12 protein-coding genes are annotated in these 13,909 nt (G+C 48.0%); 8 read left to right on the forward strand and 4 right to left on the reverse strand.

Annotated features, from left to right (window positions below; genetic code table 11):
- Positions 1 to 10 precede the first annotated feature (10 nt).
- On the forward strand, positions 11 to 763 hold the full coding sequence (locus KNP71_RS13570) for a nucleotidyltransferase domain-containing protein (RefSeq protein WP_214830901.1): 753 nt from the start codon (positions 11 to 13) through the stop codon (positions 761 to 763).
- A 16-nt stretch (positions 764 to 779) separates the two neighbouring features.
- On the opposite strand, the gene KNP71_RS13575 is transcribed toward KNP71_RS13570, so the two are convergent.
- The 4 genes from KNP71_RS13575 to rpmH all read right to left on the reverse strand — a co-directional run bounded on the left by KNP71_RS13575 (position 780) and on the right by rpmH (position 3,061).
- A complete protein-coding gene (locus KNP71_RS13575) occupies positions 780 to 1,322 on the reverse strand; it encodes an HdeD family acid-resistance protein (RefSeq protein ID WP_131472089.1) in 543 nt (180 codons plus the stop codon).
- A 120-nt stretch (positions 1,323 to 1,442) separates the two neighbouring features.
- Positions 1,443 to 2,303, reverse strand: a complete 861-nt coding sequence (gene yidC, locus KNP71_RS13580; RefSeq protein WP_021067849.1) for a membrane protein insertase YidC — start codon at positions 2,301 to 2,303, stop codon at positions 1,443 to 1,445.
- Between the two features lie 102 nt (positions 2,304 to 2,405).
- Positions 2,406 to 2,759, reverse strand: coding sequence for a ribonuclease P protein component (rnpA, locus tag KNP71_RS13585; protein WP_021067848.1), 354 nt, complete (start codon positions 2,757 to 2,759; stop codon positions 2,406 to 2,408).
- Between the two features lie 167 nt (positions 2,760 to 2,926).
- Positions 2,927 to 3,061 (reverse strand): 50S ribosomal protein L34, encoded by a 135-nt coding sequence (gene rpmH, locus KNP71_RS13590; protein ID WP_015880216.1) that lies wholly within the window; start codon positions 3,059 to 3,061, stop codon positions 2,927 to 2,929.
- A 771-nt stretch (positions 3,062 to 3,832) separates the two neighbouring features.
- On the opposite strand from rpmH, the gene dnaA reads away from it, so the two are divergent.
- The 7 genes from dnaA (at position 3,833) to KNP71_RS13625 (ending at position 13,642) form a co-directional block, all read left to right on the forward strand.
- Positions 3,833 to 5,206, forward strand: a complete 1,374-nt coding sequence (dnaA, locus tag KNP71_RS13595; RefSeq protein ID WP_021067847.1) for a chromosomal replication initiator protein DnaA — start codon at positions 3,833 to 3,835, stop codon at positions 5,204 to 5,206.
- Positions 5,207 to 5,403: 197 nt separating this feature from the next.
- Positions 5,404 to 6,543 carry a DNA polymerase III subunit beta gene (gene dnaN / locus KNP71_RS13600; RefSeq protein WP_021067846.1) on the forward strand — a complete coding sequence of 380 codons (1,140 nt, stop codon included), beginning with the start codon at positions 5,404 to 5,406 and terminating at the stop codon, positions 6,541 to 6,543.
- A 135-nt stretch (positions 6,544 to 6,678) separates the two neighbouring features.
- A complete protein-coding gene (gene yaaA / locus KNP71_RS13605; protein WP_021067845.1) occupies positions 6,679 to 6,894 on the forward strand; it encodes a S4 domain-containing protein YaaA in 216 nt (71 codons plus the stop codon).
- A 1-nt stretch (position 6,895) separates the two neighbouring features.
- Positions 6,896 to 8,014: a DNA replication/repair protein RecF gene (gene recF, locus KNP71_RS13610; RefSeq protein WP_021067844.1), complete on the forward strand. Its 1,119-nt coding sequence runs from the start codon at positions 6,896 to 6,898 to the stop codon at positions 8,012 to 8,014.
- A gap of 54 nt (positions 8,015 to 8,068) precedes the next feature.
- A complete protein-coding gene (gene gyrB / locus KNP71_RS13615; protein WP_131472094.1) occupies positions 8,069 to 9,997 on the forward strand; it encodes a DNA topoisomerase (ATP-hydrolyzing) subunit B in 1,929 nt (642 codons plus the stop codon).
- A 22-nt stretch (positions 9,998 to 10,019) separates the two neighbouring features.
- Positions 10,020 to 12,590: a DNA gyrase subunit A gene (gene gyrA / locus KNP71_RS13620; RefSeq protein WP_058765174.1), complete on the forward strand. Its 2,571-nt coding sequence runs from the start codon at positions 10,020 to 10,022 to the stop codon at positions 12,588 to 12,590.
- Positions 12,591 to 12,652: 62 nt separating this feature from the next.
- On the forward strand, positions 12,653 to 13,642 hold the full coding sequence (locus KNP71_RS13625; protein WP_029596442.1) for an HD-GYP domain-containing protein: 990 nt from the start codon (positions 12,653 to 12,655) through the stop codon (positions 13,640 to 13,642).
- Positions 13,643 to 13,909 lie beyond the last annotated feature (267 nt).

A 13,909-nucleotide genomic window follows, 5' to 3' on the forward strand; every position in this document is an offset into this window, starting at 1 on the left:
ACGTGATGAAATGCGACAGCAAGATGCCATCGCCACATTGACCGACAGCCTCATCTCCGATACGGACGTGCAGGCCATTTTCTTGAAAGGATCGTTCGGGCGTGGTGAAGCGGACGAACATTCCGATGTCGACTTGTACGTCATGGTCGCCCCTGACAGCCTGAATGAGTTCTTGTCGCGCCGCCGCGACCATCTGGCCACATATCGCCCGATTCTACTCGAGGACGAAATCGATATCGTAGCCCCGCAACTGATCGTCGTCTATGATGATTTCTTGCATCTCGACTTCTTCACGGTGACGGCGGACACGTTGAACCATCAAGACACAATCACGGTGCTGTATGATCCGGAACATCGACTGCAACATCACTCGAGTTCGCTCACCTTGTCGGATGAAGACTTAAGCGGACACGTGTTTGATGCGATTTGGTTCTTTTTCCAATATATGAAAGCCCGTGACCGCGGCAACGATGTCTGGGCCGTCGAGATGCTTCGGCAAGGCATGAGTCATTTCGCCTATGTGCTCGCCGCTCATTACGAACCCGAACGGGCCGCACTCGGGTTGAAAGACGTGGCCGCCCGACAGCGGATTGAAATCCGGACCTTTTATGAAGCGTTGACACCCGACCATCATGCGACAGCCGCTCGATGGTATATCTCCCGTCTCGAAGTCGAGCGTCCCTTCTTCGAGACGACCGTTGCGTTCGAATTGATTCGTCCGTTTTTCGACCGACTCGTCATCCGTGAAAAAAGCCGCTCCTAATGTGAGCGGCTTTCGTTTATGCTTGCTGGCGTCTCGAGGAGCGGAGTGTGAAATAGAGCACCCATTCGATCACCCCGACGGCGATGAGAAAACCGCCGAACAATTGGAACAAAACGAGCAGGCTGTCAAACGGGTTCGCCAACATGAGTAGGCCAATCCCAATCCACAATAGACTGCTGAGCATGAAGTACATCCACCGATTGGCGATGGTCCGGCGAAATCCGACGGCTTGAATCAACCGGATGATGCCACCAAACAAGAATAAGGCGCCGATAAAAATCGGGAGCAGACTTGCCAACGTTTCAGCGAAGAAAAAGACGATTAAAGCGATCAATAAATAGATGATTCCCATAAAAAAACCGGCTGGGAGCCCGTCCCGTTTGTGCCGCAACCCTTGAATGATGGCGACGAGACCGATGATGGCAAAGTAAGCCGCAACCAAATAGACGATCGCATCAAAAAAGATGCGCGGATACAAGATGATGAGTAACCCGATTACCACGTAAAGCGCCGCTTGAATGAACGTCGACCGTTCCAACCGTTTGATAAGCGTCTCCATATGAAAGACCCCTTTCTGATTCGACGATTTCGACCACTGCTTTGTTTATTCCCGGATTTAAGGTTGATCTATCCCGAACGACAAAAAAGGCTGTGGATTGGTTATCCACAGCCTTAGCGTTTATTTACGTTTTTTCTTTTTTGCCTTTTTTTCTTCTTCTGCGAGTACGGCACGTTCTGCTTCTTTCGCAGCGATTTTCGCTTCAGCTTGAACTTTCATCTTCTCACGCATCGGGAGCATGATTGCCATCGTCACGATAATCGAGATGATGTAACCGACGACCCAGTACATCGAAAGGGCGGCTGGAAGCGTGATCGACATGACGAAGATCATCACTGGGAAGATGTAGAGCATCATTTTCAATTGTGGGTTTTGTTCTTGGCCCGCCATTGAGATTTTTTGCTGTACAAACGTCAAAATCGCTGCCAGAATCGGCAAGATGAACGTTGGATCTGGTGCCCCGAGGTCGAACCAGAGGAACTGTGCTTCAAAGATTTCAGGTGTCCGACGGATCGCATCATAGAACGCGAACAAAATCGGCATTTGAATCAAGATTGGCAAGCAGCCCGCGAGCGGGTTGATTTGGTACTCTTGATACATTTTCATCATTTCTTCTTGCAGTTTACGTTGCGTCTCTTGGTCTTTCGAGCTGTACTTCTCACGCAGCTTGAGCATTTCCGGCTGCAACACTTGCATCGCACCCATACTCTTCGTCTGCTTGATCATAAGCGGTAAAATCAAGAGGCGGACGATAATCGTCGCGACGATGATCGAGTAACCGTACTGCCACGTCCCACCAATTAAGTAAGCCGCTTCTTTCAACAACCATGCTAGTGGCCAAACAAAGTATTGCGACCAGAAGCCTTCCGTCTCAGCCGTAATCGGCTCTCCTTGGATCGTCGATGGGTCGACACAGCCAGCCATCAACATGATGACGCCGGTCATGACAGCCAACAATCCTAATTTTAGCTTTTTGCTCATAGTTCCCCCTACGCTTTCTTTATCGATTCTTTTGTTTCATCACACGTCTATCGGTCAATCCTAATTAGTTCGCGTTATATATGAAAGAACGAGCTCGGATTGTTATGATCGATCGACTTGTCTCTGCTTCCAAACTTTAGCCCGTTTGAATGCGTGTTTCAAGCTTTCTGTCACTTCATCTTGCGTAAGCGACGTCGCTGGTTTGCGCGCAATGATGACATAATTGTGCGGAGCCACGTTCGGTTCGAGCAAGCGAAGCGATTCACGCATCAATCGTTTCATCCGGTTCCGTTCCACGGCATTTCCCAGCTTTTTGCTGACCGAAAGTCCGACCCGGAAGTGCGCTTGATCCGCTTTCTGCGTGTAGACGACAAACTGACGATTGGCCACGGAGCGTCCTTCACGAAACACCGCTTGGAACTCTTCATTCTTTTGCAGGCGGTATTCTTTTTTCAAAATTCTCACTCCATCCTTCGCTTCAAAAATCGTCAACTAACATCATACCATATCCCATTCGTTTCAACGAGAGTGAATCAGCTTTTTCCGTCCGTTTGTGTGAGTTCTGTGACGATACAAAAAAAGATTGCCCAAGGAGGATTCCTCGGGCAATCTCATAATCTGTATTAGACAGTCAAGGCTTTGCGGCCTTTACGACGGCGAGCTGCAAGAATGTTGCGGCCGTTTTTAGTCGCCATGCGTGCACGGAATCCGTGGACTTTCTTACGCTTACGGTTGTTAGGATTGAAAGTTGGTTTCATTGTTAAAGCACCTCCTCAAGGTTAACGCTCTATTAGCAAGTTATAGTTTCATTTAAGGCAGTCTTTAAGATTATATAAACTGTTGTCTAGATTGTCAATGAGTTTTCGCTAGGTTTTCAATTAGGATGAAATCCTTCGGACGGGAAGGGGACAATCACCTCCGGATGGCATGATCTAGAAGAAACGGAAGTAATGAATCACATGGAGAATTAACAATCCGCCAGTGACTTTTTTACAAATAGCTGTCTAAAGCCATTTTATCCACATATCCCAAGAGTTATCCACACTTATATGTGAATAACTCCTCTTCTTTCAACAATTTTACGATTCCATTTTTTAATTTTTCATTTTCTTCTCTTGAAAAAATATTCTCCACAATTCCTTCTTCCTCTTTTGTGTATAACTTTTCTGTCTATATCTTATCTCACTGCTAATTATCCACAACATATCCACAGTTTATCCACACTATACACAGCATGTGGATAACTGCCTGTGGATTCTTTTTGCAGTCTGTGGATAAATATTAAAAACCGTTGCCACGTCTATTTTATTTTGATAAACTGAATGTGCACAAACTTGTGGATGAACTTTTAGCAATTCCAAGATATACACAGGCTGTGGATAACTGTTATCCCCAACATCAACACCATGTGGATAACGTTATCCACAGTTTTTGTTCTCTGGGGATAACCCTATTATCTACTATAGAATAGTGTATGTGTATATCGTGTGAATAAGTTTCGCCAACATGTGAGTAAAGGAGGTCTTTCATTGAAGAATGCTCGCGAGATTTGGAGAAATGTTTTATCTCTGATTGAGGAAGAGGAACGAACACCAAAAGCCAGCTTTGATATGTGGTTGAAATCAACAGAAGGAATTTCGTTGATGGGGACGACACTCGTCGTGTCCGCGCCAGCCAGTTTCATTGTGACTTGGCTTGAGCGTCAGTACTTGTCATTGTTACAAGATACGATTGAAGAAGTAACGAACAACAAGCTTGAGATTCATTTTATCGAGGAATCACAAGCACACAAGTATGCACCTGCGGATGGATCGAAAGAGACGATTGCTGCCACAGAAATGAAAGAACAGCCGCTTCCGGTACTACCAAAAGAGGAAGGGAACCTCGGACAGCTGAATGACAAGTACATTTTTGAGACGTTTGTCATCGGGTCGGGTAACCGATTTGCTCACGCTGCCTCGCTCGCTGTCGCAGAAGCGCCGGCGCGCGCCTATAATCCGCTCTTCATTTATGGAGGAGTCGGGCTCGGCAAGACGCATTTGATGCATGCGATTGGTCATTACGTGAAAGGGCAGAAGCCTGGCGCACGGATCGCTTACGTATCATCTGAAAAGTTCACGAATGAGTTTATCAACTCGATTCGTGACAATAAGACCGAAGAATTCCGCAACCGCTATCGGAACATTGATGTTCTCTTAATCGATGACATTCAGTTCCTAGCCGGGAAAGAACAGACACAGGAAGAGTTTTTCCACACGTTCAATGCGCTTCATAACGATCAGAAACAGATTGTGATTTCGAGTGATCGACCGCCTAAAGAGATTCCGACGCTCGAAGATCGTCTTCGTTCGCGGTTCGAATGGGGTCTTATCACAGACATCACACCGCCTGACCTTGAAACACGGATTGCCATCTTACGCAAGAAAGCGACGGCAGAAGGACTGGATATCGCAAACGACGTCATGCTGTATATTGCCAACCAAATCGACACGAACATTCGTGAACTCGAAGGGGCGTTGACGCGCGTCGTGGCCTATGCCAAGCTCGTCGGTCGTCCGATTGACCCGGATGTCGCTGCTGAAGCGTTGCACAACATCATGCCGGTCCAAGAAGCGAAGAAAATTGTCATTCGGGACATTCAAGAAATCGTGGGCCGTCACTTTAATATTGAAGTCGATGAACTGAAGGCGAAGAAACGGACGAAGACGCTCGCATTCCCTCGTCAAATCGCGATGTACTTATCACGTGAGATGACGGAAAGCTCGCTTCCTAAAATCGGGGAAGAGTTCGGTGGACGCGATCACACGACAGTGATTCACGCCCATGAGAAAATTAGTACGTTGCTCAAGCACGATCCGGAGATGCAAGAGACGATTCAGACGTTAAAGAAAGCATTGTCATAAAACGCTTCAATTTCATTGTGGATATCCTGTGGATAAACCCACATAGTTATCCACAAGTTATTCACAGGCGGAATGGCTCAACACCAGTGGTTAAAGTGACTTATCCCCAGTATCCACAGCCCTTATTACTATTATGACTTAAATAATACTATTATTATTAACTATATGACTCAGTTCACTTAGGAGGAATTATCCACATGCATTTAACGATTCAGCGAGATGTATTCATGCAAGCCGTACAAGATGTATCAAAAGCTGTTGCTTCCCGAACGACGATTCCAATCCTCACAGGATTAAAGCTTGAAGCCCATGCCGATGGGTTGACGCTCACAGGTAGCGATACGGAAATTTCAATCGAACGCTTAATACCGATTGAAGAAGGCGGAATCGAACTCATTCAAATTCAACGAGCAGGTAGCGTCGTGCTCAATGCACGTTTCCTCGGTGAGATCGTTAAAAAGTTGCCGACGAATGAAGTGACACTCGAAGTGTCTCCGAACTTTATGACACGAATTGAATCGGGACAAGCCGAGTTCCATTTGAACGGACTCGATCCAGATGAATACCCGCGCCTGCCTGAACTATCAAGCGAGCGTCGTTTCTACTTGCCGGCCGATTTGTTGAAGACGATTATCCGTCAAACGAGCTTCGCTGTTTCTGGACAAGAGACACGTCCTGTGTTGACAGGGGTCAACTTCTCTGCCGAAAAAGGATTCTTGACGTGTGTCGCAACGGATAGCCACCGTCTGGCACTTCGCCGGGCACGGTTTGAGACAGACAACGATTTGACGTTCCAAAATGTCGTCGTCCCAGGCCGCTCATTGAACGAACTCGCAAAATTGCTTGATCGGGAAGAGTTGCCAGTCGAAATCGTGTTGACGGACCAACAAATCTTGTTCCGCTTGAAAAACATCTCGTTCTTCTCGCGTCTACTCGACGGAGCATACCCAGATACATCACGCTTGATTCCGGAAGAATACCGGACAGCGGTCCGCATGAACGCGAAGGACTTCCTCCAAGCTATCGATCGTGCGTCATTGCTTGCACGCGCTGATCGCAATAACGTCATCAAGTTTGTCGCTGAAGAAGCGACGACGGTCGAAGTCTCCTCTCATTCTCCAGAAGTCGGGAAAGTGTCAGAGCGCGTCAGCATCCTGTCGCTTGAAGGAGAAGAGTTAAAAATTTCATTCAACTCGAAATTTGTCATGGATGCGCTTCGTGCGCTTGATGCTTCAGAGATCGAAATCCAGTTCACGGGTTCGATGCGTCCGTTCATCTTGCGTCCGGTCGAGCAAGATAGCGTCCTACAGTTGATCTTGCCAGTCCGCACGTCTTAAGTCAGACTGAGCAGATTCGGGGATGATGAGGTGTTTCACCTTGTCATCCCCATTTTTGCCTTATTCGACGTTTTTCGATAAACTAATAAGTATGGCGATTTTTTGTACTAAGTATGAAAGAAAGGAAGTGACGACATGAAAAAAGTGTCGATTACAACCGAGTATGTAACGCTCGGACAATTTTTGAAGTTGGCTGATATCATTTCAAGCGGAGGCCAAGCGAAGTTCTTCTTAGAGGACATTCAAGTGAAAGTGAACGGTGAGGTTGATCAACGTCGCGGACGCAAACTACGCGATGGGGACACGATTGAGGTCGAAGGTTTCGGAGACTTCCAAATCGAGGGTAACTAACGTGCATTTAAAGTCGATCCGATTGCAAAACTACCGCAACTACGAAACCCTCGAGCTAGATTTTTCAGAACAGACGAACGTTCTCATTGGTGAGAATGCCCAAGGGAAAACGAATCTGCTCGAATCGATTTACGTACTTGCGCTCGCAAAGTCACATCGGACGACGCAAGACCGTGAACTGATCGGCTGGGAGGCGGATGCAGCGATGGTCGAGGGACGGATTCATAAACGGACCGGGGAGACGGTCCAGTCGCTCACGTTTTCACCGAAAGGGAAGAAAGCGAAATTGAACCATCTCGAACAACGCCGCCTCAGCGACTATGTCGGCGCTTTTAACGTCGTGCTGTTCGCACCCGAAGACCTTGCCATCGTCAAAGGTAGCCCGCAAGGAAGACGACGGTTTTTAGATATGGAAATCGGGCAAGTGAGTCCTGTCTATTTACATGAATTGAATCAGTATTTGAAGACACTGAAGCAACGGAACGCCTTGTTGAAGCAACTGTCCATCAAAGGCGGGGACGAGACGCTACTAGAGGTGCTCACCGATCAAATGATTGAGCTTGCCGTGAAAATCGTTTCGCGACGTCATCATTTTATCGATCAGCTTGAAAAATGGGCGGGACCCATCCATTCCGGCATCACACGTGACTTGGAGACACTGACGATTCAATACGTATCGGATACATTCCAAAAAGAACGTTACCCAAAAGAGGCGATGTTTGAAACGTATCGTCAAAAGTTTGATAAAATAAGAGAGAACGAACGAAGACGAGGCGTGACGTTATTTGGTCCGCATCGAGATGACTTTGAATTGTATGTCAACAATCGCAACGTCCAAACGTTCGGTTCACAAGGCCAGCAACGTACAGCGGCTTTGTCTTTAAAGTTAGCGGAGATTGAACTGATCCACGAAGAGGTCGGGGAATATCCATTGCTTTTGTTAGATGACGTGTTATCTGAATTAGACGACCATCGCCAAACCCATCTGCTCGACACGATGGGCCAAAAAGTCCAAACCATTATCACGACGACCAACATTGATGGCATCGCTCACGAAACGATTCAACAAGCGAAGGTGTTTCACGTGAAACAAGGCGAAGTTGAAACGGAATCTGTATAACGTAAGACCAATCCATATGAACACCAATTCATGTATAGTAGGTGAACAAAACCGATGAGTAACGAAAACGAAAAACAAATGCAAGATTATGGTGCTGATCAGATTCAAGTGCTTGAAGGGTTAGAAGCCGTTCGTAAACGCCCGGGGATGTATATCGGTTCAACGAGCTCACGAGGACTCCACCACTTGGTGTGGGAAATCGTCGACAACTCGATTGATGAAGCGCTCGCCGGACACTGTGACACGATCACGATGACAGTAGAACCAGGTAACTCGATTGTTGTCGAAGATAACGGACGCGGGATTCCAGTCGATGTTCAAAAGAAAACGGGCCGTCCTGCCGTCGAAGTCATCTTCACCGTCCTTCACGCCGGAGGTAAGTTTGGCGGCGGCGGATACAAAGTTTCAGGTGGTCTACACGGCGTCGGGGCCTCGGTCGTTAACGCCTTGTCGACGAAACTTGAAGTGTTCGTTCGCCGTAACGGCAACGTCTACTACCAATCATTCAAACGCGGTGTTCCACAAGGAGAACTCGAAATTGTTGGTACGACTGATACGACGGGTACGACTGTCCGTTTCTTCCCGGACGGCGATATCTTTGAGGAGACGCTCGAATACGACTTTGATTTACTCGCCACACGTCTGCGCGAACTTGCCTTCCTGAACAAAGGGCTTCGCATCGTCGCAAAAGACGAGCGCAGTGATGAGACGATTGAACGCAACTATCATTACGAGGGCGGAATCAAGTCATACGTTGAACACTTGAACCGCTCAAAAGCCTCAATCCACGATGAGCCTGTCTATGTACATGGCACGAAGGATGGGATTGAAGTTGAGATCGCGCTTCAGTACAACGAAGGATTTGCGAGCAACATCTATTCATTCACGAACAACATTCCGACCCACGAGGGCGGAACGCACGAGACAGGGTTCAAAACGGCACTGACTCGTTCGATCAACGACTATGCAAAACGCTTCGGTCTCATGAAAGAAGCCGATGGTAGCTTGTCAGGGGATGACGTACGTGAAGGATTGACGGCGATTGTCTCGGTCAAACACCCATCGCCACAGTTCGAGGGTCAAACGAAGACAAAGCTCGGCAACGCTGACGCTCGTACAGCGACAGACTCGCTCTTCACAGACACGTTTGAGCAGTTCTTGCTTGAGAACCCGTCTGTCGGGCGATTGATTGTCGACAAAGGTTTAATGGCGGCACGTGCTCGTCTTGCAGCGAAACGTGCTCGTGAAATGACTCGCCGAAAAGGAATCCTCGAAGTCAGTTCATTGCCTGGGAAACTAGCAGACTGTTCATCGAAAGATGCATCGAAGTCTGAATTGTACATCGTCGAGGGTGACTCGGCCGGTGGCTCTGCAAAATCAGGTCGCGATCGTCACTTCCAAGCGATCTTGCCGATTCGAGGTAAAATCATCAACGTCGAAAAAGCGAGACTCGATAAGATTTTAGCCAACCAAGAAGTTCGTACAATTATTACGGCGCTCGGGACTGGGATCGCGGAAGAGTTCGATCTCGCGAAGGCGCGGTACCATAAATTGATTATCATGACCGATGCCGACGTCGATGGAGCCCACATTCGGACACTGCTCTTGACGTTCTTCTACCGTTACATGCGTCCGCTCGTTGAAAGCGGCTATGTGTATATCGCGCAACCGCCACTTTACGGCTTGAAGCACGGAAAAGACGTCACCTACGTCCAAAATGAACGGGAACTGCAAGAAGCGATTAAACAGCTTCCAGAAAATGCTCGTTACAGTGTACAGCGTTACAAAGGTCTCGGTGAGATGGACCCTGAACAGCTGTGGAGCACGACGATGAATCCAGAGACACGCTCGATGCTTCGTGTCGACCTTCAAGACGCCATTGAGGCGGATGAGATCTTTGAAACACTCATGGGTGACAATGTCGAGCCGCGACGTGACTTCATCCAATCACATGCGCATTACGTGAAAAACCTCGATATTTAAAAAGAAGGGTAGGCAATAACGAATGGCAGAACAAGAAAATATCAAGGATATAAATATTAGCCAAGAGATGCGCACCTCGTTCATGGACTATGCGATGAGCGTTATCGTGTCACGTGCCCTCCCAGACGTACGAGACGGTCTGAAACCGGTTCACCGTCGTATTCTATATGCGATGAACGAACTTGGAATTCGTGCTGACAAGCCCCATAAGAAATCGGCCCGTGTGGTCGGTGACGTTATCGGTAAGTATCACCCCCACGGTGACTCTGCCGTTTACGAGACGATGGTTCGGATGGCGCAAGATTTCAGTTATCGTTATGAACTCGTCGACGGTCACGGAAACTTCGGATCGGTCGATGGAGACTCAGCCGCAGCGATGCGTTATACAGAAGCACGTATGTCGAAAATCGCGATGGAACTCGTCCGTGATATCGGCAAAAACACGATTGATTACCAACCGAACTTTGACGGAGAAGAGAAAGAACCGGTCGTCATGCCAGCCCGGTTCCCGAACTTCTTGGTCAACGGGACGAGCGGAATCGCGGTCGGGATGGCCACGAACGTACCGCCGCATAACTTGAACGAAGTCATTGACGGCGTTCTTGCGTTGACGCATAACCCGGATATCACCATCTCCGAGTTGATGCAGCATATCCCGGGGCCTGACTTCCCGACAGCCGGCGAAATTTTAGGACGTAGCGGAATTCGCCGCGCCTATGAGACGGGTCGTGGATCAATCACGATGCGGGCCAAAGCTGAAATCGAAGTGTTGAAAAATGGTCGTGAACGGATTCTCGTTCATGAAATCCCATATCAAGTGAACAAAGCGCGCCTCGTCGAAAAGATTGCCGATTTGGTACGCGACAAGAAAATCGAAGGCATCACTGATCTTCGCGACGAGTCGGATCGTAACGGGATGCGTGTTGTCATTGAAGTACGCCGCGATGCGAATGCCAGTGTCATTTTGAACAACTTGTATAAACAAACGCCAATGCAAACGACGTTTGGGGTCAACATGCTCGCCCTCGTTGGGGGACGACCGAAGACGCTCAACTTGAAGCAAGCGATTTATTACTACATCGAGCACCAAAAAGAAGTCGTCCGCCGTCGGACGCAGTTCGATCTCGACAAGGCCGAGGCCCGTGCACACATCCTTGAAGGATTGCGCGTTGCCCTCGATCACTTGGATGAAGTCATCGCCATCATCCGCAGCACGCGGACCGGTGACGAGGCCCGTGAGAAATTGATTGCCCGTTTCGGATTGTCGACCGAGCAGACGCAAGCGATTCTCGATATGCGTCTTCAACGTTTGACTGGACTTGAGCGTGAGAAAATCGAAGGCGAGTATCGCGAGATTCGCGCCTTGATTGAAGAGTTGCGTGCCATCTTAGGCGACGAAGAACTCTTGCTTCAAATCATTCGCAACGAGTTGACAGAAATCAAAGAGCGTTATGGCGATGCACGTCGGACAGTTATCCGTACGGATATCATCGAGCTTGAAGATGAAGACTTGATTCCAGTTCGCGACATGATGATCACGCTCACGAGCGAAGGGTATATCAAATCAATCCCAAGCGACTCGTATCGTACACAACGACGAGGCGGACGAGGCAAGCAAGGGATGGGTACGAATGACGAGGACTTCGTGTTACGTCTCTTGTCAGCTTCGACGCATGATACGATCCTGTTCTTCACGAACTTCGGTCGCGTCTTCCGCTTGAAAGGGTATGAAATCCCAGAGATGAGCCGGACTGCGAAAGGGATGCCGATTATTAACTTGCTACAAGTCGATAAAGGCGAAAAAGTCGAGACGATGATTCCGGTCGACTTCAATAGTTACTTGGCAGACAAAGCCATCGTTGAGGATGGAAGTGAAGATTCGGAAGCTGAAGTGGCAGACGAGCAGTTGTCGCTCGTGTTTATCACGAAGCAAGGACTCGTCAAACGTTCACCGCTCTCGGCTTACGCCCGCATCAATAAAAACGGACTTCGTGCCATCAGCTTGAATGATACGGACGAATTGGTTACTGTCCGTCTTGCGAAGAGCGATGACGAAATGTTGATTGTGACGCGTGAAGGGATGTCGATTCGCTTCCCGCTTGCGAGTGAAGTACGGTCGATGGGCCGTACCGCCCGAGGTGTCCGTGCGATTCGTCTGAAGAAGGATGACGATCAAGTCGTTTCGATGGAAATCGTACGCCCGACGCAAGACGTATTGATTATCACGGAAAAAGGCTATGGCAAACGAACACCGATGGAGCAATTCCGCACGCAAGGTCGAGGCGGTTCTGGAATTATCGGAATCAAGACTGACCGCGGTACCGTCGTCGGTATGCGAGTCGTGGATGAGGACGACGACATCATGCTCATGACCGAGCTCGGTGTCGCCATTCGAATCGATTCACAGACGATTTCGCAAATGGGTCGCAGTACGCGCGGTGTGAAAGTGATGAACATCGAAGACGGCGATCGTTTGGCTACAATTGCCAAATTGAAAAAAGATGAGCTAGAAGAGGAATCAGCAGATGAGATGGAGAATGGATTTGATGGTGAAGCACCAGAAACCGACCTATCGTCTGAAGTGACCGAATAAGGCGAAACAGGTCGAGCGGAGCTTCCGTTCGACCTGTTTTCATACGATCAGGAGGGATGAGCATGCGACTCGCTATTTCAAACGTGCACGTAGGTATGACGCTCTTAACATCTGTTTCTTCATTAGAGGCCGGGATTAGACTGACGAACGAACATTTACGTTTGCTCCGCTTTTTGAAAGTTGATGCGATTGAAGTTGCTCCGGTAGAACGCCGTCCCTTTACACATGAGGAAGAACGCGACTTATGCGAAAAGATTCTTCAGTATGAACGTCACTACAATCAATGGGAAGAACGGATATCACCGAATCCATATGAGGCTCTTGAATTTATTCATCAGTTATTTCGCCAAGACTATCCTTTATCAGCAATCGTCAAGTTTTTCACGAACCAACCGTTACGTAAAAATCATGTGATTCATCATGCGATTTATCGGGCGCTCGTCGCAAAAACGTTATCGAAATATCGGGGGGACGAACATCGGCTTCAGTTTGACTATGGAATCGCATCTTATTTCGCCGATGCCAGTTACGCTAAAATCCGCAAATGGTCACATATGCGCTATTTTACAAAAATGGAGCGTGAGCTTCTGTATCAACATCCACTCGTATCGATGGCGATGTTACCTGAAGATCGGACATTACGGCAGCGTGTCGGTAAATTAGTGGCCGAACATCATGAGCGGCTCGATGGATCGGGCTTCCCAAATCGTCTTGAAGAGCGAGCGCTTCATCCGGCCTCTCCTCTGTTTATCGTGGCAGATCGTTTTTGTCAGTTGACGGCACCGCGAACATTCCGAGCTGCACTCACTCCGGAAGAAGCTTACTTCTATATGTGGCAAAATGAAGCGTACGATGGAGAGGCGCTCACACTGTTAGCTACGTTACTCGGCTTTTATGAAGTGGGTCGAACCGTTTTGTTGAGTAGTGGGGTTCGCGGGAAGATTCATCACTATACACCGAGTGTCGAACAACCGATTGTCGTATCAGAACCGACGCAAGAAACGTATGATTTAACTCGTTTAGACGAAGTACGAATCATCGCATTTCAATAATAGAAAGTGTGTTCCTTCTATATAGTGCAAAGAAGGAGCACTCTGTTTTTTTATTCTTTTAAAATATTTTATTTTTATAGTTGACGAAAGAGAATACAGGTGCTATTATAAATGAGTCGCTAAGAGCGGCAGACGAACTTTGAAAACTGAACGATGAGGCAAAAAAAGTTTTACAATTTTTGAATGAAGCGCAAGCTTCGTCATTTTTAAAGAGCTATATCAAATTCTTTGGAGAGTTTGATCCTGGCTCAGGACGAACGCTGGCGG

Source organism: Exiguobacterium sp. s56 (assembly GCF_018618255.1).
In the GTDB taxonomy this organism is placed as follows: Bacteria; Bacillota; Bacilli; order Exiguobacteriales; family Exiguobacteriaceae; genus Exiguobacterium; species Exiguobacterium chiriqhucha.

Excerpts from the sequence above, each read along its gene's own strand:
- gyrA (WP_058765174.1), top strand. The coding sequence starts at position 10,020 with ATGGCAGAACAAGAAAATATCAAGGATATAAATATTAGCCAAGAGATG.
- yaaA (WP_021067845.1), top strand. The coding sequence starts at position 6,679 with ATGAAAAAAGTGTCGATTACAACCGAGTATGTAACGCTCGGACAATTT.
- KNP71_RS13625 (WP_029596442.1), top strand. The coding sequence starts at position 12,653 with ATGCGACTCGCTATTTCAAACGTGCACGTAGGTATGACGCTCTTAACA.
- gyrB (WP_131472094.1), top strand. The coding sequence starts at position 8,069 with ATGAGTAACGAAAACGAAAAACAAATGCAAGATTATGGTGCTGATCAG.
- rpmH (WP_015880216.1), bottom strand. The coding sequence starts at position 3,061 with ATGAAACCAACTTTCAATCCTAACAACCGTAAGCGTAAGAAAGTCCAC.
- yidC (WP_021067849.1), bottom strand. The coding sequence starts at position 2,303 with ATGAGCAAAAAGCTAAAATTAGGATTGTTGGCTGTCATGACCGGCGTC.
- KNP71_RS13575 (WP_131472089.1), bottom strand. The coding sequence starts at position 1,322 with ATGGAGACGCTTATCAAACGGTTGGAACGGTCGACGTTCATTCAAGCG.
- dnaN (WP_021067846.1), top strand. The coding sequence starts at position 5,404 with ATGCATTTAACGATTCAGCGAGATGTATTCATGCAAGCCGTACAAGAT.
- KNP71_RS13570 (WP_214830901.1), top strand. The coding sequence starts at position 11 with ATGCGACAGCAAGATGCCATCGCCACATTGACCGACAGCCTCATCTCC.